Origin of the sequence: Enterobacter cloacae complex sp. P42RS (genome assembly GCF_014930595.1) — a bacterium.
Classification (GTDB): domain Bacteria; phylum Pseudomonadota; class Gammaproteobacteria; order Enterobacterales; family Enterobacteriaceae; genus Enterobacter; species Enterobacter bugandensis.
This window is the reverse complement of sequence record NZ_JADBRK010000008.1, coordinates 12920-35730: the sequence shown is the minus strand read 5'-3', so window position 1 is coordinate 35730 and position 22811 is coordinate 12920. Positions and strand designations below refer to the sequence as shown.

Below are 22811 nucleotides of genomic sequence, written 5' to 3'. Positions count from 1 at the left end.
TTCTTAAAAATTCATTTATTATATTGATGTGAAACGCAAGCTATAAGTAATGATAAAAGAATTTAATATAAGGGAAGGGCATTAGAGAACAACAAAGGAAAAGATGGTTATCTACTTCTAAATTTCTCAGAGCATGGAACTGCAAAAGTGTAGCGCTAATCGGCACAGTTATTAAAATATTCTATGACACCATCCTTTACCCCCGCGACGGCGCGATCAAGCCTCAACGCGAGTTCTTTATTGGAACCTGTTTTTTCTATAATTGATATGATGAATTTGAAAACATTGAATAAACGTAAGATTATCTTGAATTATCTATTCTGCGAGGGTTGAGGTTATATTACTGAATGATGTTTTAATTTATAGGCCGGGTAAGCGCAAGCGCCACCCGGCATCAAGGTAAGGCTTACAGCCCTTTCTTATCCATTAGCACCGCCAGATCCACCAGGCGGTTAGAGAAGCCCCACTCGTTGTCATACCACGCCAGGATCTTCACCATGTTCCCGCCAATCACCAGCGTGGAAAGCCCGTCGATAATGGAGGAGCGCGGGTCGCCCTGGTAGTCGCTGGAGACCAGCGGTTCATCGCTATAGCCCAGGATCCCTTTCAGAGGCCCGCTGGCGGCCGCGTTGCGGAACGCCTCATTCACCTCTTCGGCGGTTACGCTACGGCTGAGCGTTACCGTTAAATCCACAATCGACACCACCGGCACCGGCACGCGCAGGGAGTACCCGGTCAGCTTGCCGTCCAGGGAGGGGATCACTTTGCCCAGCGCTTTCGCCGCGCCGCTGGAGTAAGGCACAATCGACAGCGCCGCCGCGCGCGCGCCGCGCAGATCTTTTTCCGGCTGGTCGTGCAGCGCCTGGCTGTTGGTGTACGCGTGCGTCGTGTTCATCAGACCATGCTCGATCCCGAACTGCTGATGCAGCACCTGAGCCGCCGGCGCCAGACCGTTAGTGGTACAGCTCCCGTTACTGACGACCACGTGCTGAGCCGGGTCGTAGCGATCGTGGTTCACTCCCATCACAACCGTCAGATCGTCATTCTTGCCGGGCGCGGAGATGATGACGCGCTTTGCGCCACCCTGCGCGACGTGCACCGCCGCTTTTTCCCGATCGGTAAAGAAGCCGGTGGCCTCAATTACCACGTCAACACCAACATCGCGCCACGGAATATTTGCCGGGTCGCGTTCGCTAAACACCACAATCCGCTGACCGTCCACCTGCAGCGCGCCGTCAGCCGCTTCAACGGGCGCGGGCAGTTTGCCCAGAAGGGAATCATGTTTCAGCAGGTGGGCGAGGGTTTTACTGTCCGTCAGATCGTTAATGGCCACAATCTGAAGATCCGGGTTACCCAGCGCCGCGCGCAGGAAATTACGTCCGATACGGCCGAAACCGTTAATACCGACCTTAACCATGGTGCACTCCTTATCTCTGTTGTCTGGAGTCACTGTAGGCGCGGGGCCGGTTGGCGTAAACGACAAAAAAGGATCAGATTACGCCATCTTGCGGCAGTGGAAGCGCTGGCGATACTCGCCTGGCGTGAGGTGGAGCTGTTTCTCAAACACGCGGCGCAGGTTAATGCTGGTGCCAAACCCGCTTTGCTCGGCAACCCGCTCAAGGGGATCATGGGTCTGCTCAAGCAGCTGTCGGGCGGCGGCCAGGCGCGCTTCCGTCACGTAACGGGCAGGCGAGACGCCCGCGTCGCGGGTAAAAACCCGGGTGAAATTGCGCGGGCTCATCGCCACCTTTTCGGCCAAATTTTCCACGCACAGGTCGGCGGTGAGGTTCTGCAGGATCCAGGTTTGCAGTTCGCTTATGGGCCCCGATGCGCCAGGCTGCTGCAGGCTATAGCGGCTGAACTGCAGCTGTCCGCCGGGGCGACGCAGATACATCACCATATCCTGCGCCACGTCGCGGGCGAGGGTAAATCCGTAGTCGTCTTCCACCAGCGCCAGGGTCAGATCGAACCCGGAACTCACGCCGCCGGAGGTCCAGATGGGGCCATCCTGAATATACAGCGGGCCGCCTTCGACGTGGATAGCCGGGTACTGGGCTTGCATTGTCTCCAGCAGCCGCCAGTGGGTGGTTGCGCGGCGGCCGTCCAGCAAGCCGGTCTGGGCAAGCAGCATCGCGCCCCCGCAAATGGAGGCGACCCGCCGGGCGTGCGGGGCAGCGAGGTGCAGCCAGTCCACCACCGCCGTGCTCTCCTGCTCGTTGATCCCGCGTCCGGTGATGATAATGGTGTCCAGCGGTTCGCGCGGATCCAGCTCCGGCAGGCGATAGTCCGCCAGCAGGTTCAGGCCAGACTGGCCGTGGATCACCTGGTGGGGCTGCGTGGTGGCAATGATGATACGGTAGCGGGGCTGGGTAAGCCCTTCCGGATACAGCCGGTTGGCCTGCATCAGAATGTCGGCGATACCGGCGGCTTCAAACAGCATGCCGCCGTCGGGAACGATAATCAGGATCTTCTTCATGTCCTGAAAAGTACCTTTAATACAGAATAAGTCAAGAGTGCCCACACTTCACGTTTCTGGCAAAGCAAAGCGATTTAAGTTGTTTGTGATTTCAGGCGTAATCCCCGATCGTCAGGGCTCTGTCTCTGGCGAAACGGCGTCTTAAGGAATGGGTAAACGAAGCTCCCTCTATTTACATCCGCAACAACGCAATCAAATTCACCGCCTCGCGTCGGGTTTCTTTTGGCGAAGCGAACTGCCCACCTGGCTGTTAATGTTCACGATTTATGCGGGCTGGTTTGCCACGCTGGCGTTCTGGCAAACGCTCGGCCTGCTTCCCGCCACGCTGCTGCTTATCTGGTTTACCGCCTGGTACATGTCCCTGCAGCACGAGCTGATCCACGGGCATCCCACCCGTTTTGCCTGGCTTAACCAGCTGTTCGGCACGCTCCCGCTGGCGGTCTGGTATCCGTATGGCCTGTACCGGGATTCCCATCTGGCCCATCACCGTCACGATAGCCTGACCTTTCCGGCGGATGACCCAGAGTCGTATTATTTCACCGAGGCGAGCTGGGCGCGCTTTTCCCCGTGGCAGAAGCGCCTGATTCGGGCCCGGAATACCTTTGCCGGGCGGCTTCTGCTGGCGCCGCTGCTGGATATCGTCCAGACGCTGGGCAGCGCCGGGGCGGCGTTTCGTCATTTTCACCTGCGGGCGATGACGATGTGGCTGGTTCACATCACGTTGCTGGTGGCACTTTTCGCGTGGATGGTGCATCACGGCTTTTCACCCGTCTGGTTTGTGCTGGCGGTGAGCTATCCGGCGCTGGCGCTGACCAAGGTCCGCTCGTTCTACGAACATCGGGCGGCGGACGATCCGCTCGCGCGCTCGGTCATTAACGAGGCCGGGCTAGTCTGGCGGGTGCTGTTTTTGAATCTCAATTACCATTCTATTCACCACGATTTACCGGGCGTTCCCTGGTACGGGTTGCCGACGATCTACCGGCAAAACCGGGAGGCGTACCGGCAGCGTAACCACGGCTTTGTGGTCCGGGGCTACGGTGAATGGCTACGCCAGTTCTGGACCCGGCCAGTGGAGGTCACCGTCCATCCCGGAAAACAACAGGAGGAGAGGTATGAGTAACCTGCTGGCGTTTCCCATGTACGCCGTGGATCGCGGCGATACCCGCGCGCTCTGGCTGGCGGTGCAGCATCTGCTGGCCGCGCGTGGCGTGCCCGTCGATCGTGCTCCCGGCTGGCCGGAGTCTGACCTGCTGGCCCACTGGCACCAGCCTGAGCTTATCCTCAGCCAGACATGCGGCTACCCGCTGGTGACGCAGCTCCCGGAGGTACAGGTGGTGGGCTGTTTTCACTACACCGCCGCGGGCTGCGAAGGGAGCCAGTACCGCAGTTTTCTGGTAGCGCGCGCGGAGGAAAGGCATCTCACGCTGGCGGATTTTCGCGGACGTCGGGCGGTTTGTAATTCGGAAGACTCGCAGTCCGGCTATAACGCGCTGCGAAAAAAGGTGGCACCCCTGATTGTCGACGGGCCATTTTTTTCACAAACGTCCTTCAGCGGCAGCCACCGTCAGTCGCTGATTGACGTGCAGCGCGGGAAGAGCGATATCGCCGCCATCGACTGCGTGACCTGGGCGCTGCTGGAGCGTCATGAGCCGGAACGGCTTGCGGGGCTGGCGGCGTTCGATCAAACGCCGCTGACGCCAGGGCTGCCATTAATCACGTCGCGACGCACGTCCCCCGAAACGCTAAGCGCCATTCGCGATGCGCTGCGCGAGCTGGTGAGTGCGCCGGAATACCGGGAGGTCTGCGCCGCAGTGCTGATCGGCGGTTTTAGCGTGGTGTCGCGGCAGGCTTACGCCTCCTTGTCCGCGTGATAAATCGCCTGCGCGTCGGTAAAGCAGCGCAGCGCCAGCGAAGAGACGGGTTTCTGCCTGCGCATAATCAGGCCGATGGGAGCCTCAATGTTCGCGTCGGCGATGGGGATAATCCTGAATGTGCCGTTCAGGGCTTCCAGCCCGTTATTCAGCGGCATCACGGCGCAGCATACGCCGCTCTGAACCGCCTGAATGATCTGGAACGTGGAGTCGCTCTCAAAAACGGCCGTCGGTTCGATGCCAGCAGCTTTAAAGCTGGCCTCCATATGCGCCCGGTAGTGCATCCCTTTGGTCAGGAACCCCAGCGGAAAATCCGTCAGATCGTGCCAGGTCAGCGTCTCCGGGGTAAGCTGGAAATGACGGGTGTCGTGGAGCAGCCCCATCTTCGTTTTAGGAAGCTGAATAATGTCAAACAGGCTGGTATCGATGCTGTTCAGGTAGCAAATCCCCAGCTCAAGCTGATTGCGGCTGACGCCGTCGGCAATCTGCGCCGAAGACATAGAATAGAGGCTGTAGGTCAGCTCCGGGTACTTTTGCGTAAGCAGGCGGATAAAGATCATCGGATCCACGCTCGCCAGCGGCACCATCCCCAGACGTAATTCTCCCACCACCTGGCCTTTACACAGCGCGGCTTCCGCCTGCAATCCGTCGTGTGCGGCAAGAAGCGCGCGCGCCCATGCGAGGATGCGCTCTCCCTCCGGGGTAAACCCTTCAAAGCGCTGCCCGCGCACGATCAGCACCAGCCCCAGCTCCTCTTCCAGACTGCGGATGCGCATGGAGAGGGTCGGCTGGGTGATGTTGCACCGCAATGCCGCTTTACCAAAGTGGCGGGTCTCGTCGAGCGCGAGTAAATATTTTAACTGTTTTATGTCCATCACTCTTCTCTGCGCGTAAAGCCTTACAGCATGCGGATCTCTTTCGAGCGCAGGGTAATGCGAACCGGAACAGATTTATACGACGGCGTACCGCTGTCCTTGTCGAGATAATCGAGCGGCACCAGCACGTTGGCCTCCGGGTAATACGCGCCGACGGAGCCCGGGGCGATGTTGTACGCCACCACCGTAATATCTTCCAGACGCTGCGCGCTGCCGGGGAGGGCGGTTTCGATATCCACGCGATCGCCGTGTTCCAGCCCTGACTGCGCCATATCTTCTTCGTTCATAAACAGCACGTCGCGGCGGCCAAATACGCCACGGTAGCGATCGTCCAGGGCGTAAATGGTGGTGTTGTACTGGTCGTGGCTGCGCAGCGTGATCAGGCGCAGCACATGCTCGCCTTCACCGCTGGCGTTTTCCTGTACGCCGTCAAATACCGAGAACATCGCTTTGCCCGTTGCGGTCGGCCAGGTACGCTGTGTCGGAGGCAGCGGCATGCGGAAGCCGCCGGGAACACGGATCCGCGCATTGTAGTTCTCAAAGCCCGGAATGGTCTGCTCGATCAAATCGCGGATGCGGTCGTAATCCTCAACCAGCGTCAGCCAGTCCACGCGTGTTTCCGGCAGGGTAGCCTTTGCGAGGCCAGCGACGATGGCAGGCTCCGAACGGAGCAACGGCGAGGCGGGTTTCAGCTTGCCGGAGGAAGCATGCACCATCGACATGGAGTCTTCGACGGTGATGGACTGGAGGCCGGTGGCCTGCATATCCAGCTCCGTGCGCCCGAGGCACGGGAAAATAAAGGTCTCTTTGCCCACCAGCAGATGGGTACGGTTCAGCTTGGTCCCGACGTGCACGCTCAGATCCAGGTTATCCATCGCCGGGAAACCGTTCTCGTGGTCGGGCATCGCGACGGCAAAGTTACCGCCGAGGCAAATGAGCGCTTTTGCGCGACCGTCGATCATGGCCCGCGTCGCCTGCACCGCATCGTGTCCGTGACGGGAAGGGGGCTCAAAGCCAAACACCTCTTTCAGGCGGTTCAGGAAGGCCGGGGCAGGCTTCTCGCTAATCCCGACGGTCCGGTTCCCCTGAACGTTAGAGTGGCCGCGCAGGGGGCAGATCCCCGCGCCGGGCTTGCCGATGTTCCCGCGCAGAAGCAGCAGGTCAGCAATCAGGCGGACGTTCGCCGTGCCTTTATTGTGCTGGGTAATCCCCATTCCGTAAGTAATGATGGTGGCGTTTGATTTGGCATAGGCCTCGGCCACCTTTTTGAGCGCCGCCTGGCTGAGCCCCGACTCGCGCTCAATGTCGTCCCAGCGGGTCTGCGCGATATCGGCGGCAAAATCTTCAATACCCCGGGTGTGTTCTGCAATAAACGCGCGGTCAAGCACGTCACCGCGTTCGGCCTCCATCTCCAGAAGGTGTTTAGCTATGCCTTTCAGCGCGGCGGCATCGCCCCCGGCCTTCACCTGGAAGTAGGTTGAGGCGATGTCCGTAGAGCTATAGGTTGCCATTTCAATCACGCTTTGCGGGTCGGCAAAACGTTCGAGGGCGCGCTCGCGCAGCGGGTTGAAAACGATAATCGGCACATTGCGACGCGCCAGCTCGTGCAGGGTACCCATCATTCGCGGATGGTTGGTGCCGGGGTTGTGACCGATGGAGATCACCAGCTCAGTCTTGTCGAAATCGTCCAGCGAGACGGTGCCTTTCCCAATTCCGATGGAGCGCGGCAAGCCGACGCTGGTGGCCTCGTGACACATATTCGAGCAGTCCGGGAAATTATTGGTGCCGTACTCGCGAGCGAACAGCTGGAACAGATACGCCGCTTCGTTGGAGGCGCGCCCGGAAGTATAGAACTCGACCTGGTCCGGTTCGAGCCCGCGCAATAGTTCCCCGATGCGTTGAAACGCCGCGTCCCAGTCGACGGGCCGGAAGGTATCGCTGGCCCGATCATAGCGCAGGGGATGCGTCAGACGACCGTAACCTTCCAGCTCAAAGTCTAATTTAGCCAGCAGCGAGGAGACGCTGTTTTCCGCCAGAAAATCGGGCGTCACGCGCTTACTGGTCGCTTCCCAGGTCACCGCTTTCGCGCCGTTCTCGCAGAACTGGAATGTCGACTTGTGCTCTTTATCGGGCCACGCGCAGCCGGGGCAGTCAAAACCGTCCGGCTGGTTGGTACGCAGCAGCGTCGCGGGAGCGTCCAGGGTATCCATTTGGGTACGTACTGCAATGGCCGTCGCCTTCAACGCGCCCCAGCCGCCGGCAGGGCCGTCATAGTGTCTGATGCCTGGCACCGAGCGTCTTTTCTTGTTCATACCCACTCCTGATTTGTTCGATCACACAACGCCTGAGCTCAAAAAATCACTGACGAGAGCAATAGGTGAAAGCAATGACGACCGAATGGCGAAGCACATACGGAACGGAAAAGCGACTTAACTAAAACTCTTTTTATTACAGTGATTTATATGATCTTGTGTTTAAATATTTAAAGAAATTATAACGAAATTTTATCATTTTAATAATATATTTTATCTATCAATCGGTAGGCGAGATAGATGGCGGTGAGCAGGAAAGTATGTAGCGCCAGTTAAACTTCGAATGAAGCTGATGCGCTGGAGATATCGCCGCGGTTCGCGTCTGATGGACTACTGGAGGCATTTTTCAATTGAGAGAATGGCAGAAAGGTTTACTCATGCTTAATGAATAATAGATATAAGGTATACCTGACAGTGGAATTATTACGGCCTAAAATATACGCTTTTTTTGCGGCATGAAATTAACATCTTGCTGCATAAGTGAAATACTCTCACCCAGACGATGAAGCGTCTTCAATATTAAACATACCCTGTTAGTGCAACAAATAATTCATCAGAGATATATTCCTTTGACATCAAAAAACCGCGAATTCTACTAATTATGGTAGTGGCGGTAATAGCGTGACTGCGTTAATGAAAGTAGTTATCCTTTGTATTTTTTAATAGATAAAACATAAGGTTATGTCATATTGTGGTGGGGGAATAAGAAAGCGTGGGCCATATCGTTTTTTATCATAGGATTAATCCTATAATTTTCCGACTGCTTCATTTACCAACAGTTACGATGCGGTAAATATTGAATTGAAGCAAAGCTCATGTAAACTTGTTTACCGTTTGTCAAAATATGTCAGGAAGACGCTGGGCCTTATTCTGAAGGGCTCGTGCGGTAGCTATGTCTTTAAATTAGTAACATCCCGAAATTATCCTGACTATTTTAACAATAGCACCTAAGTCAAATTTCATCCCCTTATCTCCATCATCAAAATATCGCTACGGAAAAGCATATGAAAATGCGCGTACTGTTTTCACTTCTGTTTGTAATGGCGGTGGCGGGCTGTAAAGCGCCACAGAAACCGGCAATCACCGACGACACGATCGTGACCAGCCAGGTCAACGGTGTCACCCTGACCCACCGTCACGCCGTGGTGCCGCCAACGGAATTCACCCAGCTCAACGAGCCTTATCGTGCCATGTACCCGGCCTCCCTGATGAGCCGTCCTGATTTTGGCGGAAAGGTTATCCGTACGCTGGAAACCGGAAAAACCTATGTAGTGCTGGGGCAGGTTGAACACTACTGGATGGCGCTCGCCGATGAGGGGAACGAGCAGCTGATTGGCTACGTCCCGATGCGTGCCGTTATCAAAGCCGACCAGTACGAAGCCACCGTCCGCAAACAGGCCATTCGTCCTAAGGTGCGTAAAAAAGCGACCTGTGTCGATGTGGATGGCAACAGCAAAGCCTGCAAAGACAGCGCTAACGGTACCTGGATCCTGAACTAAACGGCTTTCGTGGGCGTATTTTTATGAATAATAAAAAGTTTCATCGGCTGTGGTTAGTCTTTTACGCGGCGATTTTCGCCCTTGTCAGTGGTTGTACGTCGTCTTCACACAGCGACCCTTCCCGCTACAATCTGCAGTTTCAGGCTCATCCACAAATCAATGATTCTGCGCCACTTAAAGTCCGGGTGCTGTTGTTGAAATCCGATGCGGATTTCATGTCCAGCGACTTCTATTCCCTGCAGAACAACGCGTCAGCAACGCTTGGCGCGAATCTGCTGAACAGCGACGTTTTCTTCCTGATGCCGGTACAGCTGTCCAAAACCCTCAGCGGTCAGAGCGATCCTGAGGCGCGTTATATCGGCGTGATGGCGGAATATCAGAAGCTGGACGGTAAAAAATGGCGCGTTTCACTCCCGCTGCCTGTGCCAGGCGAAAATCATATCTACCAGTTCTGGAAATGGTCCGCGGATGAACTCCAGGCCAACGTTTTTCTCGACGTAAACGGCATTCGGGTCATCAGCCAGTAACGCGCTTCACAACAGGAAACACATCATCATGACCAAAGCAGAAAAGGTCGTCTGGACCGAAGGCATGTTCCTGCGTCCACACCATTTTCAGCGGACTGAAAGTTATCTGCTCAACCATGTTCGTGAGTGGGGTGCGCTGCAGCGTTCCTATCTCTGGGGCTTTCTCGACGTAGAACTGGACGAAGCGATGCTTCGCCAGGGCTGCATTGCCCTGAGCTACTGCAGCGGGTTACTGCCGGACGGCACCTTTTTCCAGGTTCGCAACGGACGCAATGGTCCCGCGCCGCTAAAAATTCCTGACAATCTCACCAACGAAAAGGTGGTGCTCGCGCTGCCGGTTCGTCGTGGCGAGCGGGAAGAGGTGATTTTCAGCGAAGAGCCCGCCTCACTGGCCCGCTTCGTCGCGTTTGAGCAGGAGGTGGAGGACGATAACGCCATGTCGGTGGGGGATGCTACCGTCCAGTTTGGCCGCCTGCGCCTGACGCTGATGCTGGAAAAAGACCTCACGGCAGAATGGACATCCATCGGCGTGGCGTTTGTGACTGAAAAACGCAACGACAACCACGTGCGGCTGGATAACAGCTACATCCCGCCGATGCTGAACGCCAATAACAGCCCGCAGATCTACAGCATGATCAACGATCTGCACGGTTTGCTGGTGCAGCGCAGCCAGCAGATTGGCGGCCGCCTGCGTCAGCCTGGCCGCTTTAACACCTCTGAATTGATTGAATTTACGCTGCTTTCGCTCGTGAACCGTCATCTGGGCGAGGTTTCACATTTAAAATCGCTGCCGCTGCTGCACCCGGAAACGCTCTGGCGCAGCTGGCTGCCGTTTGCCACCGAGCTCACGACCTGGACGTCGCAGCGCACCACCGAGAGCGTGCTGCCGATCTACGATCACGACGATCTGGCGAACTGCTTCAGCAAGCTGATGCTGATGCTGCGCCAGGGGCTGTCGCTGGTGATGGAAGACCACGCCATTCAGCTGCCGCTTAACGAGCGCTCGCATGGCCTGAACATCGCCACCGTTCCTGAAACCAGCATGGTGCGCGAATTTGGCTTCGTGCTGGCGGTGAAAGCCAACGTGCCGGGCGAACACCTGCAAACCCATTTCCCGGCGCAGATGAAAATTGCCCCGGTCTCGAAAATTCGCGATCTGGTTCAGCTGCAGCTGCCGGGCATTATGCTGCGCGCCATGCCGGTCGCGCCGCCGCAGATCCCGTGGCATGCCGGCTACAGCTACTTCGAGCTGGAGAAGGGCAGCGAGCTGTGGCACGAGATGGATAAGTCCGGCGCATTCGCCCTGCACCTTGCAGGGGAGTTCCCGGGGCTGGATATGGAGTTTTGGGCCATCCGTAGCCCGACAGAATAATAAAGCGAGCGCTTAATATGCAGGAACGACAGGATAGCGGCAGTGATGCCGCGTTTACCGGAGCCAGTAGCAACAATCAGCTGGTGGCGGCCGCCAATCCGCTGCTCAACGCGATTCCGCAGATCCGTCATTCGGTATCACATGACGATCAGGTGGCGTTACGCCAGCGCCTGATCGATGAGATTCGCCGTTTTGAAGTCCGCTGTCAGCAGGCGGGGCTGCCCTACGAAGTGATCGTCGGGGCGCGCTACTGCCTGTGCACGGCGCTGGACGAGGCCGCCGCGCTGACTCCCTGGGGCAGCAGCGGCGTCTGGTCCAGCAATGGCCTGCTGGTGACGTTCCATAACGAAACCTGGGGCGGCGAAAAGTTCTTCCAGCTGCTGGCGCGCCTGTCGCAGAACCCGCGCGAGCATATCCTGCTGCTGGAGATGATCAACTACTGCCTGCTGCTCGGCTTCGAGGGGCGCTATCGGGTGCTGGACAATGGCCGCACCCAGCTTGAAACTATCAAGCAGCGGCTGTGGCAGATGATCCGCGGCGTGCGCGGCAGCTATCCGCCGCCGCTTTCTCCTCATCCGGAAGATCGTCCGGTGCTGCGCAAGCTCTGGCGGCCGATGGTTCCCCTGTGGGCCTGCGTGGCGCTGGCCGGGTTTATCGCCTGCCTGTTTTACATCGTGCTTAACTGGCGCCTTGGCGACAACACCAACCCGGTGCTGGCGAAGATTTATCAGTCCCAACTGCCGGAAACCACCATCCAGCAGCCAGCGCGTCAGCTGCCCGCAGTGCTTAACCTGCGCGGCTTCCTGAAGCCTGAAATTGAGGCGGGCCTGGTGGCGGTAAAAGACCAGGCAGATCGCAGCGTCGTGATCCTGAAGGGCGACGGGCTGTTTGCCTCCGCCTCGACCGTCGTGCGCGACCGCTATGAACCGGTCATCAACCGCATTGCGCAGGCGATGAACAACGTCAGCGGCAAAATTCTGGTGGTGGGCTACAGCGATAACGTGCCGATCCGCAGCGCGCGCTTTGCCTCTAACTACGAGCTCTCACTGGAACGCGCGCGCTCCGTACAGAAAATGCTGCAGGGAAGCCTCTCTCAGCCTGGCCGCGTGAAGGCGGAAGGGCGGGGCGAGATTAACCCGGTGGCGCCGAACACGACGCCGGAAAACCGCGCCCGTAACCGCCGTGTGGAAATTACTCTGCTGGTGTCGCCTGAAAACACCCAGGCCGAGCTGAACGGATTGCCGCAAGGAAACTAAGGATGCTGACTACACTTCTTTCCATTCTGACCAACCGCATTCTGTGGAGCTTCCTCGGCGTAACGGCGCTGGCGGCGGTGATCTGGATGATTGGCCCTCTGCTGTCCATCGTGGACACCCGACCGCTCGAATCCGAACAGAACCGCATCATCAGTATCGCCGTGGTCTACCTGCTTTGGGCGCAGGGCCATATTCTGCCGCGCCTTTATAACGCCTGGCTGAACCGCAAGCTGATGGACAAGCTCAACGAGAACACCACCAGCCCGGAGGCGGCGGATCCGCAGCAGCGCCTGAACAGCGAGGAGCAGATCCTCGCCAGCCGTTTTGATGAAGCCGCGCAGATGCTTAAAAAAGCGCACTTCAGTAAAGCGGGCCAGGGCGCTCAGTGGACCCAGCGCTTCAGCACGCAATATCTCTATCAGCTGCCGTGGTACGTCATTATCGGCGCGCCGGGCTCCGGTAAAACTACGGCGCTGGTGAACTCCGGGCTGCAGTTCCCGCTGGCCGACCGTTTCGGTAAGACCGCGCTGCGCGGTATTGGCGGCACGCGCAACTGCGACTGGTGGTTCACCAACGAGGCCGTGCTGCTGGACACCGCGGGTCGCTATACCACCCAGGAGAGCGAGCAGGCGCAGGATGCCGGTGAGTGGCTGCAGTTCATGGGGCTACTGCGCAAGTACCGTCGCCGCCAGCCGATCAACGGCGTCATTGTCACGATCAGCATTTCGGACCTGCTGACCCAGTCTGCCGAGGCGTCCCGCCAGCAGGCGGTGAACCTGCGCCAGCGCCTGTCCGAGCTGCATGAACAGCTGGGTATCCGCTTCCCGGTGTACGTGATGGTGACCAAGGCCGACCTTCTCAAAGGCTTCCGCGCCTGGTTTGCCGACTACGATAAAGCGCAGCGCGACCAGATCTGGGGCTTCACGCTGCCGTGGGAGCAGACTAAACACGCCGATTACGACCTGATGGGCAACTTCCAGCAGGAATTTTCTCTGTTACAGCAGCGTCTTGATGCCGGGCTGCCGGAAACCATGCTCAAGGAGCATGACGCGAAAACCCGCGCCGAAGCGTATCTCTTCCCGCAGGAGTTCGCTGCACTGCGTCCGCTGCTGGCGGACTACCTGAGCACGGTCTTTGCGCGCTCCAACTTCGAAACTGAGTTCTCCCCGCGCGGGATCTACTTCGCCAGCGGGACGCAGGAAGGCATGCCGTTTGACCGCGTAATGGGCGAACTGAACCGCGCGCTCTCCCTGCCGGAAGGGGCAGAGCGCGATAACTGGGATTCGGTCAGTAAAGAAGCCCCAATCCCGGGCGCGAAGGGCCAGAGTTTCTTCATCAAGAACCTGCTGCAAAACGTTATTTTCCAGGAAGCCGGGATCGCCGGGGAAAACCGCTGGTGGGAACTGCGCAACCGGGCGGTGATCTGGTCCGGCTACGCGGCGCTGCTGGCCCTGCTGGCGATCCTCGGCGGGCTGTGGCTGACCAGCTATGCTAAAAATAAGGCCTATCTGGAAGAGGTGGATGCGAAGGTGCCGCTACTGGACCAGCAGAGCAAAGCGTTGCAGAACCAGCCGCAGCGTGACCTGTTCGATCTGCTGCCGTTGCTGAATGGCCTGGTGGACCTGCCGAAAAGCGACGCGTTTGATGTCAACGATCCGCCGGTCTCCCGCCGCATGGGGCTTTACCGTGGGGATGACGTCAGCGATGCTTCGCAGTCCCTGTACCAGAAGGCGCTGGATCAGCTGCTGTTGCCCGCCGTTGCTATGCACATCACCACCTGGCTGCGCAACGATAACGGCAGCGACGTGGAGTACAGCTACGAGGCGCTGAAAGCCTATCAGATGCTCTATCAGCCGAAGCACTACGACGGCAAATTCCTGCACTCCTGGGTGATGCTCAACCTGCAGCGCAACCTGCCGCAAAACGTCACGAAGGCGCAGCTGCAGCAGCTCGAATGGCATCTCACCCAGCTGCTGGAGCCGAAAATTCAGGCCTCGCCGTACGCGCAGGACGAATCCCTGGTGGCGCGTGAAAGAGCGCTGATCAACCAGCAGCCGCTTTCAACCCGCGTCTACGGTCGCCTGAAGCGCCTGCTGGAACATGACGACAACCTCAAACCGGTCTCCCTTTCCGACCTGGGCGGGCCACAGAGCGAACTGGTTTTTTCCCGCAAAAGCGGTAAGCCGGTTAGCGAAGGGGTGCCGGGTCTTTATACGCCGGACGGTTACTGGAAAAGCTTTAACAGCCAGATTGACAGCGTAACGACCGCTCTGCATGAAGACGACGCCTGGGTGCTGGGCGCCGCGACCGCGCAGGAAGATAAACAGCAGATCGATAACGCCGTACGCCAGCTCTACATGCGCGACTTTATCGCGAACTGGGATCGCTTTCTCGCCGACATCCAGCTTAACAACAGCGCCGATCTCTCCCAGCGCATCAACACTGCGCGCCTGCTCTCTGGCGCAAACTCGCCCCTGCGCCGTCTGGTGCAGAACCTGAGCCAGGTGCTGACGCTCTCCCGGGATACCCCGGCACCGGAAGATGCCGATAAAGCGCAGGCGCAGAGCAACCGCGCCACCCGCACGCTGGAAGCGCTGTTCAGCAATAATGACAATGCCCCGACGCAGGCCGCCGCGATTACTCAGGCGCCGGAGCAGCTGGTGACGGACCACTACGCGCCGATGATTGAGCTGGCCCAGCCGCTGGAAAAGGGTGGCAAGACCATCGTCTTTGATGATTTGCTTAAGCAGGTGGACGAGCTTTATCGTTACCTGACCGCCGTGCAGGATGCCGCCAACAGCGGTATGCCGGCACCGGGCGGCGAGGCGATCAGCCGTCTGCAGGCCAGCGCCGGTCGACTGCCGGGCGGATTGCAAACCATGTTCAGCAACATGGCGGTGGGGGCCAGCAGCGATACCCAGCGCCGCGATCTGGAAAACGTGCGTAAGCGGATCAACGTTGAAGTCGGCGGTTTCTGCCGTCAGGCGATCGCCGGTCGCTACCCGCTGGTGCGCAGCGCCAGCACTGAGGTCACTCCGGACGATCTCGCCCGCATGTTTGCGCCGGGCACCGGGCTGATGGATACCTTCTTTCGCGACAACCTGACCAGCAAAGTGGATACGACGCAGGCAAACTGGCGCTTTATGCCGGGCATCGACGGTAAAACCCTGCCGGGCAGCGAAGGGCTGCTGAGACCGTTCCAGCAGGCCCAGTCGATTCGCGACGCCTTCTTTGCTAACGGCGCAACCACGCCGTCTTTCAAGGTGACGGTTCGCACCGTGCGAATGGATAATACCATTCTGAACCTGACGCTGGATGTCGACGGCCAGCTGCTGCGTTACAGCCACGGTCCGCAGGCGGTGCAGATCATGAACTGGCCGGGGCCGGGCGGCACCAACCAGGTCCGTATGCAGCTGGGTCTGGCTAACGGCAGCACCGCGACGCTTGTGACCAACGGCTCCTGGGCGCTCAACCGCTTTTTTGACAAAGCGAGCACCAGCCCGGGCGCGGGAAGCCTGAGCCGTCAGGCCACCTTCAACGTCGACGGACATCAGGTCACGCTGGAGTTTGCGCCGAACAGCATCCGCAACCCGTTCCAGCTTCCCCGTTTTTCATGCCCATAACCGCAAGGACAGCCGTATGACGAATACCCCTGCGATGAACCGCTACAGCTGGTATGGCAAATTACCCAGCGCCGGAGATTTCCTGCAGCGTCGCTTTCCTGACACCTTACAGCGCCAGTGGTCGCACTGGTTTCAGGTTGGCCTGCTTGCCTGGCAGCAGGAAGAGCAGCGCAGCGGCGAGCGCCAGTTCACCAAAGCTCCGGTCTGGAATTTCGTCGTCCCGCCGATGCTGGGCAGCCAGATGATCCAGATGGGCTGCCTGCTGCCCGGCCGCGACAGCGTTGGCCGACAGTACCCGGTCTGCATTCAGTTGAGCTTCGCCCCGTCAGAGTGGTCGACCAGCCTGCTCAGTCAGGCGGAGAGCTGGTATCAGCAAATTGGTCGTCTGGGGCTGCACGCGGTGCGTAACAGCTTTTCCGCCTCGCAGCTGGATGAGATGCTGATGTCCATTCCGGCGCCGCAGCCCGTCGAGCCGCAGAAGCGCTCTGACATCCTCGACGTCATTGGCTACGACGAGGACGGGCAAAGCACGCTGGGCTGGCCGCAGGCGGCAGAGTGTTTTGACCCGCTGCGTCAGACCAGCTACTGGTGGACCAACCGCTGCGACGGGTACCCGCTGTACACCCACGTTCACAGCGGCAACTTCACCGGGCAGCTTTTTACCCTGCTGTTCGACCCGGCAGGGGGCGCCCGCCCGGGGCGTCACGGTCTCTATCCGCCTATGTTTGAATAAGCAGGGATCTCATGAATATCGAAGAATTTCTCGCGCCAATAAGTCCCGACAAGCCCTGTGGCGACAATCTGGAATATGACGCTGATTTCCAGGCGATGAACCAGGCCAGTCAGGGCAAAGCGGAACAGCAGTTTGGCGACACCATCATCCCGGAAGAGCCTGCGGACTGGAACACGGTAGAAAAATTCGCTACCAGCCTGCTGAGCCGCACCAAAGATCTTCGCGTGATGCTGGCTTTAACCCACGCCTGGACCCGCCGTCGCGGTCTTGCGGGCTACGCCGACGGGCTGTTGCTGGTGCAGGAGGCTATCGCGCGCTACTGGGAGCCGCTCTATCCGCTGCTGGAAGAGTATGGCGAAACCGACCCATTCTATCGCATTAACGCTCTGGCAGGGCTGAGCGATAAATCCGAGCTCACCGTCGCGGTACGTAACGCCTCGCTGCTGCGTTCAAACGGCGATGAAATTTCGCTGCGTGACGCCCAGGCGCTGCTGGACGGCAGTAAAACCGAGTGTCCGGACTATCCCGGCGGTCGCCCGAGGCTGATTGACGAACTGGCCCGCGGCGACCAGCCGGGGACCGCAGCGGTCATTGTGATTAACGAACGGCTGCTGGCCATCCGCGAGCTGCTCACCGGGCATCTCGGTGAAAGCGGCGTACCGGAAATGGAACAGCTGCTGAAAACAGTGGGGCTGGTCGCCAGCGCGTGTCAGGTGACCGACATCAGTAAGCTGCTGCCGAACCGTGAAGCGCAGGCTGAACAGCACGCTGAGCCGCAGCCTGCGGCAGCGCAGCCCGTTCAGTCGGTCACCGACTGGCGCAGCGTGCAGGTTACCAGCCGCGCCGACGCGCAGCTAATGCTGGAAAAAGCGAAGCAGTATTTCGCGCAGTACGAACCGAGCCACCCCGCGCCGCTGATGATTGAACGGGTGCAGCGGCTGTCAGAACTTAACTTTATGGACATTATTCGCGACCTGGCGCCAGACGGCGTTAACCAACTGGAAAACATCTTTGGACGCCGCGAATGACGCGTCCTGGCATTATGACGACAGGCATGGAGTCTGCCGTTTCACCTTCACCGCGCATCTTTGATGGAGAACATCATGGCAATGAGTAACAGTGGACAGAAATTCATCGCACGCAACCGTGCTCCCCGCGTGCAGATCGAATACGACGTAGAGATCTACGGTGCAGAACGCAAAATTCAGCTGCCGTTTGTGATGGGCGTTATGGCCGATCTGGTTGGCAAGCCGGTGGAAAACCTGCCAGCCGTCGACGAGCGAAAATTCCTGGAAATCGACATCGATAACTTCGATGAACGCATGAAGGCGCTGAAGCCGCGCGTGGCGTTCCAGGTAGATAACACCCTGACCGGCGAAGGTAAGCTCAACGTCGATCTGACCTTCGACAGCATGGACGACTTCCTGCCGGACGCGGTGGCCCGCAAAGTTGAGCCGCTGAACAAGCTGCTGGAGGCGCGCACGCAGCTCTCTAACCTGCTGACCTACATGGACGGCAAAAACGGTGCGGAAGAGCTGATCGCAAAAATCCTTCAGGATCCGACGCTGCTCAAATCCCTGAGCCAGATGCCAAAAAATGACGAAAGCGCGAAAGGTAGCGAGGAATAATCGATGAGCAACCAGACTCAACAACACGATCAGCAGGCGGGTCAGGCGTTCAGCCAGGATGAGTTCAGCGCGCTGCTGAACAAAGAGTTCCGCCCGAAAACCGATCAGGCGCGTTCCGCCGTGGAGAGTGCGGTCAAGACTCTGGCGCAGCAGGCGCTGGAAAATACCGTTACCTTCTCGAACGACACCTACCGCACCATTCAGAACCTGATTGCCGGTATCGACGAGCAGCTCTCGCAGCAGGTGAACCAGATCATTCACCACGAAGAGTTTCAGAAGCTGGAGAGCGCCTGGCGCGGCCTGAGCTACCTGGTCAACAATACCGAAACTGACGAGATGCTGAAGATCCGCTTTATGAGTATCTCCAAGCAGGAGCTGGGCCGCACCCTGAAGCGCTACAAGGGCGTGGGCTGGGACCAGAGCCCGATCTTCAAGAAAATCTACGAGCAGGAGTACGGTCAGTTCGGCGGCGAGCCGTTTGGCTGCATCGTCGGCGACTATTACTTCGACCACAGCCCGCAGGACGTTGAGCTGCTGGGGGAAATGGCGCGCATTGGCTCTGCGGCGCACTGTCCGTTCATCACCGGCACCGCGCCGGGCGTGATGCAGATGGAGTCCTGGCAGGAGCTGGCCAACCCGCGCGATCTGACCAAGATCTTCCAGAACACCGAATACGCCGCCTGGCGTTCCCTGCGTGAATCCGAAGACGCCCGCTATCTGGGGCTGGTGATGCCGCGCTTCCTGTCGCGCCTGCCGTACGGCATTCGCACCAACCCGGTGGACAGCTTCGATTTTGAAGAGCAGACCGACGGCGCAAACCACAACAGCTACTCGTGGGCGAACGCCGCGTACGCCATGGCCGCCAACATCAACCGCTCCTTTAAAGAGTACGGCTGGTGCACCTCGATTCGCGGCGTGGAGTCCGGCGGTGCGGTGGAAAACCTGCCGTGCCACACCTTCCCGAGCGATGACGGCGGCGTGGACATGAAGTGCCCGACCGAGATCGCCATCAGCGACCGTCGCGAAGCCGAGCTGGCGAAAAACGGGTTTATGCCGCTGGTTCACCGTAAAAACTCCGACTTTGCCGCCTTCATCGGCGCACAGTCTCTGCAAAAACCGGCCGAGTACCACGACCCGGATGCCACCGCCAACGCGCGCCTGGCGTCTCGTCTGCCGTACCTGTTCGCCTGCTGCCGCTTTGCCCACTACCTGAAGTGCATCGTGCGCGACAAAATCGGCTCCTTCCGCGAGCGCGAAGAGATGGAGCGCTGGCTGAACGACTGGGTGATGAACTACGTCGACGGTGACCCGGCGAACTCCTCTCAGGAGACCAAGTCCCGCAAACCGCTGGCGGCTGCGGAAGTGCAGGTGCAGGAGATTGAGGACAACCCGGGCTACTATGCCGCGAAGTTCTTCCTGCGTCCGCACTACCAGCTGGAAGGTCTGACCGTTTCTCTGCGTCTGGTATCTAAGTTGCCGTCGCTGAAGACGAAAGACGCGTAAGAGCAACATCTTGCACGGGCCGGCAAGAAAGACGGCTGGAACGGTAATAATGACTTCACATTCATTCCGTTATTTCGGAGGAATGTAAGACTGTCAAATGACACGGGTCATTTGATATGAGGCAGAGGTAAAATATGGACGGTTTTATTCAGCCCCATGCTTTCCTGTTTGCCATATAAGTGCTTTTTCGAAAGCAATATTGTTCATCCACGAAGAGTAGATATTATGGCTATTGATATGTTTCTGAAGGTCGAGGGTGTTACGGGCGAATCTAAAGATTCTAACCACACCGGCTGGACTGATATTACCTCCTTCTCCTGGGGCGCTTCCCAGCCAGGTAATATGAGCGTTGGCGGTGGCGGCGGTGCCGGTAAAGTTAACTTTAACGACCTGCACGTTAACGCACTGATCGACAAATCCACCACCGCTATCCTGAAACACTGCGCCAGCGGTAAACACCTGACTAAGGTTGAGCTGTCCGTCTGTAAAGCGGGCGGTCAGCAGGTGGAATACTCCCGCATTACGCTGGAAGATGTGCTGGTGACCTCTGTTCAGTACACCGGTGCAGACAACGGCGATACCGTTGGTGTGACCTACGCGTTCCAGGCTGCGAAAGTGAAACAGCAGTACTGGGAGCAGACCACGTCGGGTGGTAAAGGTGCTGAAAGCAGCGCTGGCTGGAATATCAAAGAAAACAAAGAAGCATAATAATAGTGGGCCCGAAAGGGCTCACTTTACCCTGAGCTTCTTATCAAGGAGAAACGAGATGTCTCATATGCGTCCTGCTTTTGGTGCCGCCTGGAACAGATTCAGAGAAGTGAACGTAAACGTAGAACAGGTTGGCAAATTATTGGGTGGAAAAGTTCAGCATAATATCGACGCCGGTATTTTTAAAAATGCCTGCCCAATTCGTATGAGTTACGTTTTAAATTACTGTGGCATTCCGATTCCTTCTAACAGTAAATATGCGACAGTGACCGGGAACGACAAAAAGCGCTATATGTTCCGCGTTAAAGATATGATTGCATTTCTCCCCTCGGTACTGGGCAATGCAGATATGTCGGTCTCTTCCCCAACGCCTGCGCAATTTGCAGGCAAGCAAGGCATTATCATCTTTACCGGGCATGGCTGGAGCGACGCAACCGGTCATGTCACACTCTGGAATGGAAATATTTGCTCTGATGATTGCCATTTCCTCGGCTCACCGGGTAATGGTTCGTTTATTCCGACCAACGCCACCTTCTGGAGCCTGAAATGAAACGTTTATTACTGCTGGTATTGGCTATCAATGCTTCTGCTGTTTATGCCCAAAATCTGCCTGCCGTCAGCGCTTTTACTCAGCAACAAATCTTTGAAAATTGGGTGCAAAACCGTTGCATCAGTAAGATCGCGGACAGTAAAAGTCTGAAAGATGATGCAGAGGCCAGCGCGGCCGCATGGCTCGAAGCAAGCGATCTCCCTCCGGAGAATTTTGAAAAAGCTGACAAGATCATTGATACCCTACTAAAAGAGAAAGTAGGCGGTACAGAACAGGGTGATTATCAGGTATTGAAGTGCAGCTTAATCGTCAATAGCGACGCAATTCGTCCTCTCAATAACCCAAAATAGTTTTTCCCCATTTAATTATGCGTTTTGGACGAGATACAGGGAGTTTTCATGGCAAATCAATCAAACGTTTCTCCGGGTTACTGCATAGTGCAGCAACCGGGCACTCTGGATTTCCAGGCTAGACTCTTATTCAACAATCCAAATAGTGATGCTGCACGTTATTTCATGCAGATTAATAGTGATGCGCAGTGGTCAAAACCTGGGCAGATGTTGATTCTTGATGCGCCGGGAAGTAATAATGCTGTGCAACTTAAGCAATTACAGCTTGCAAAAAATAAAGTCAACGGTGCTCTGGCCGAACTTAACTCTGGAGAAGCGAATTTTTTTAATCACCATTTTAGTACCATAGCCGCAGTCACTAATTTTATGGATAAGTCCCTTGGAGTTGTTGCTGACGCAGGTGAAAAATATTTCAGTGAAATAGAAAAAAAACTTAAATCCATTGAGTTGGCATACCAGAATCAGTTCAGGGCACAAGGGACATTGATAAGCCAGCAGTTTTTTGTTGAGCGTCAGCGCCTCTTTTCTGAGTTGGATGGTTTATTAAATAAATTGTCCAGGCTGACGTTAAAGATGAAACCTTATAACGAACTGAAGCATGCATTAGGGTTGTCAAGCAGATCAATTGTACATGAATGGAGCACAGCGGGTGTCGCTTCTATTCGTGGTTATTCAACTTATGTCGATAATGCCTCTAAAGCCGCTCGTTTTCTTAAAGCCGGGGGATGGCTTGAATAGGTTTTGCCGGTGCAAATACAACCAATGAAGTTTACAATGCATGCACCACGGGACGAGAGCAAAGTTGTACTAAAGTCGCTGTAAAAAAATACAGCAGCTTTGGTGCAAGTCTTGCAGGAGGGATTTACGGTGGCAAATACGGGGCCATGGCAGGTGCCGGTGTATGCGTTGCGCTTGGTGTCGCGACGGGTGGTGTAGGTTTGCTCGCCTGTTCCATTGTCGGGGCGGCTGCAGGTGGATACGTTGGTGGCGAGATAGCGGGCGGAGCGACTGAGTATATGATGGATAAAATATGGTGAATATTGAAAATTTACTATTATTCCTTATCGTGGCTTTATTGCTGATTGTGATAGTTATGGATCTATTCAGTTCTCGTTACTTCAAAAAACACGAGGCTGATTATAATCAGTTACTTTCTGAGTACCGGCGAAAAGGATATGACCTGGATCTTGTTACCGACTACGCTTCTTTTTTTGGTTCGTTGGCAAATTATCAAAAAATAATCTGGTTTGTTCGCCTTTATAAAGGCGTTAAAATGAAATTTACGCGTGAACGGCTTGTTCAGGAAGATGCTTATAAATATGTACAGTCGTTACCTGAAGAAAAAATTGGCTGGATACTAAAGTTACATCGCCGTTATAAGTTACAGGCGTTAATATTCACTCTATGGCTCATTGTTGGATTATATTTTATCATCTTCATTAAATAGTTTTTGATATTCAATTTCTCAAACGCCGCCGTTCTCGCCCCGAGAGCGGCAGCGTTTGAGCGCTAATCATACCAGCAGGAA

Annotated in this window: 19 protein-coding genes and 1 pseudogene; 16 read left to right on the top strand and 4 right to left on the bottom strand. The window is 56.7% G+C overall.

Annotated elements, in window-relative coordinates; translation table 11 throughout:
- Positions 1-406: 406 nt before the first annotated feature.
- Positions 407-1417, bottom strand: coding sequence for a type I glyceraldehyde-3-phosphate dehydrogenase (gene gap, locus IM314_RS12240; protein WP_193358924.1), 1011 nt, complete (start codon positions 1415-1417; stop codon positions 407-409).
- Between the two features lie 78 nt (positions 1418-1495).
- Positions 1496-2476, bottom strand: coding sequence for a GlxA family transcriptional regulator (locus IM314_RS12235; RefSeq protein ID WP_193358925.1), 981 nt, complete (start codon positions 2474-2476; stop codon positions 1496-1498).
- A gap of 148 nt (positions 2477-2624) precedes the next feature.
- Here IM314_RS12235 and IM314_RS12230 point away from each other — a divergent pair, with 148 nt between their 5' ends.
- Together IM314_RS12230 and IM314_RS12225 are read left to right on the top strand one after the other, a co-directional pair.
- On the top strand, positions 2625-3596 hold the full coding sequence (locus IM314_RS12230; protein WP_193358926.1) for a fatty acid desaturase: 972 nt from the start codon (positions 2625-2627) through the stop codon (positions 3594-3596).
- A complete protein-coding gene (locus IM314_RS12225) occupies positions 3589-4347 on the top strand; it encodes a phosphate/phosphite/phosphonate ABC transporter substrate-binding protein (protein ID WP_045630804.1) in 759 nt (252 codons plus the stop codon). Before IM314_RS12230 ends, IM314_RS12225 begins: the two co-directional genes overlap by 8 nt.
- On the opposite strand, the gene IM314_RS12220 is transcribed toward IM314_RS12225, so the two are convergent.
- Both IM314_RS12220 and IM314_RS12215 read right to left on the bottom strand, forming a co-directional pair.
- Entirely contained in the window at positions 4326-5222 is an 897-nt protein-coding gene (locus IM314_RS12220) for a LysR family transcriptional regulator (protein ID WP_045630805.1), read from the bottom strand. The genes IM314_RS12225 and IM314_RS12220 overlap by 22 nt on opposite strands.
- Before the next feature lie 23 nt (positions 5223-5245).
- The gene (locus IM314_RS12215; protein ID WP_193358927.1) at positions 5246-7534 is read right to left on the bottom strand and encodes an FdhF/YdeP family oxidoreductase; all 2289 of its coding nucleotides are present in this window, start codon (positions 7532-7534) and stop codon (positions 5246-5248) included.
- Between the two features lie 1004 nt (positions 7535-8538).
- Here IM314_RS12215 and IM314_RS12210 point away from each other — a divergent pair.
- From IM314_RS12210 to IM314_RS12145, 14 genes and pseudogenes are all read left to right on the top strand, one after another.
- Positions 8539-9033, top strand: a complete 495-nt coding sequence (locus IM314_RS12210) for a hypothetical protein (protein ID WP_045630807.1) — start codon at positions 8539-8541, stop codon at positions 9031-9033.
- 23 nt (positions 9034-9056) lie between these two features.
- A complete protein-coding gene (gene tssJ, locus IM314_RS12205) occupies positions 9057-9560 on the top strand; it encodes a type VI secretion system lipoprotein TssJ (protein ID WP_193358928.1) in 504 nt (167 codons plus the stop codon).
- A 28-nt stretch (positions 9561-9588) separates the two neighbouring features.
- Complete coding sequence (tssK, locus tag IM314_RS12200) at positions 9589-10932, top strand: type VI secretion system baseplate subunit TssK (RefSeq protein WP_193358929.1); 1344 nt, start codon at positions 9589-9591, stop codon at positions 10930-10932.
- 17 nt (positions 10933-10949) lie between these two features.
- Positions 10950-12188 carry a DotU family type VI secretion system protein gene (locus IM314_RS12195; RefSeq protein WP_028013493.1) on the top strand — a complete coding sequence of 413 codons (1239 nt, stop codon included), beginning with the start codon at positions 10950-10952 and terminating at the stop codon, positions 12186-12188.
- A gap of 2 nt (positions 12189-12190) precedes the next feature.
- Positions 12191-15811: a type VI secretion system membrane subunit TssM gene (gene tssM / locus IM314_RS12190; protein ID WP_193358930.1), complete on the top strand. Its 3621-nt coding sequence runs from the start codon at positions 12191-12193 to the stop codon at positions 15809-15811.
- Between the two features lie 16 nt (positions 15812-15827).
- Positions 15828-16544 carry a type VI secretion system-associated protein TagF gene (tagF, locus tag IM314_RS12185; RefSeq protein WP_028013492.1) on the top strand — a complete coding sequence of 239 codons (717 nt, stop codon included), beginning with the start codon at positions 15828-15830 and terminating at the stop codon, positions 16542-16544.
- Between the two features lie 11 nt (positions 16545-16555).
- Positions 16556-17572: a type VI secretion system protein TssA gene (gene tssA, locus IM314_RS12180; RefSeq protein ID WP_193358931.1), complete on the top strand. Its 1017-nt coding sequence runs from the start codon at positions 16556-16558 to the stop codon at positions 17570-17572.
- A 75-nt stretch (positions 17573-17647) separates the two neighbouring features.
- Complete coding sequence (gene tssB, locus IM314_RS12175) at positions 17648-18172, top strand: type VI secretion system contractile sheath small subunit (RefSeq protein WP_022648413.1); 525 nt, start codon at positions 17648-17650, stop codon at positions 18170-18172.
- A gap of 3 nt (positions 18173-18175) precedes the next feature.
- Positions 18176-19675: a type VI secretion system contractile sheath large subunit gene (gene tssC / locus IM314_RS12170; protein ID WP_006810956.1), complete on the top strand. Its 1500-nt coding sequence runs from the start codon at positions 18176-18178 to the stop codon at positions 19673-19675.
- 225 nt (positions 19676-19900) lie between these two features.
- Positions 19901-20383 carry a type VI secretion system tube protein Hcp gene (locus tag IM314_RS12165; RefSeq protein ID WP_008502640.1) on the top strand — a complete coding sequence of 161 codons (483 nt, stop codon included), beginning with the start codon at positions 19901-19903 and terminating at the stop codon, positions 20381-20383.
- 58 nt (positions 20384-20441) lie between these two features.
- Positions 20442-20933 carry a type VI secretion system amidase effector protein Tae4 gene (locus tag IM314_RS12160; RefSeq protein WP_193358932.1) on the top strand — a complete coding sequence of 164 codons (492 nt, stop codon included), beginning with the start codon at positions 20442-20444 and terminating at the stop codon, positions 20931-20933.
- Positions 20930-21283 (top strand): T6SS amidase immunity protein Tai4 family protein, encoded by a 354-nt coding sequence (locus tag IM314_RS12155; RefSeq protein WP_193358933.1) that lies wholly within the window; start codon positions 20930-20932, stop codon positions 21281-21283. The genes IM314_RS12160 and IM314_RS12155 overlap by 4 nt, the downstream gene beginning before the upstream one ends.
- A 48-nt stretch (positions 21284-21331) precedes the next feature.
- Positions 21332-22320: pseudogene (locus tag IM314_RS12150) on the top strand (hypothetical protein).
- Positions 22314-22730, top strand: coding sequence for a hypothetical protein (locus IM314_RS12145; protein WP_041909541.1), 417 nt, complete (start codon positions 22314-22316; stop codon positions 22728-22730). Before IM314_RS12150 ends, IM314_RS12145 begins: the two are co-directional and overlap by 7 nt.
- Positions 22731-22811 lie beyond the last annotated feature (81 nt).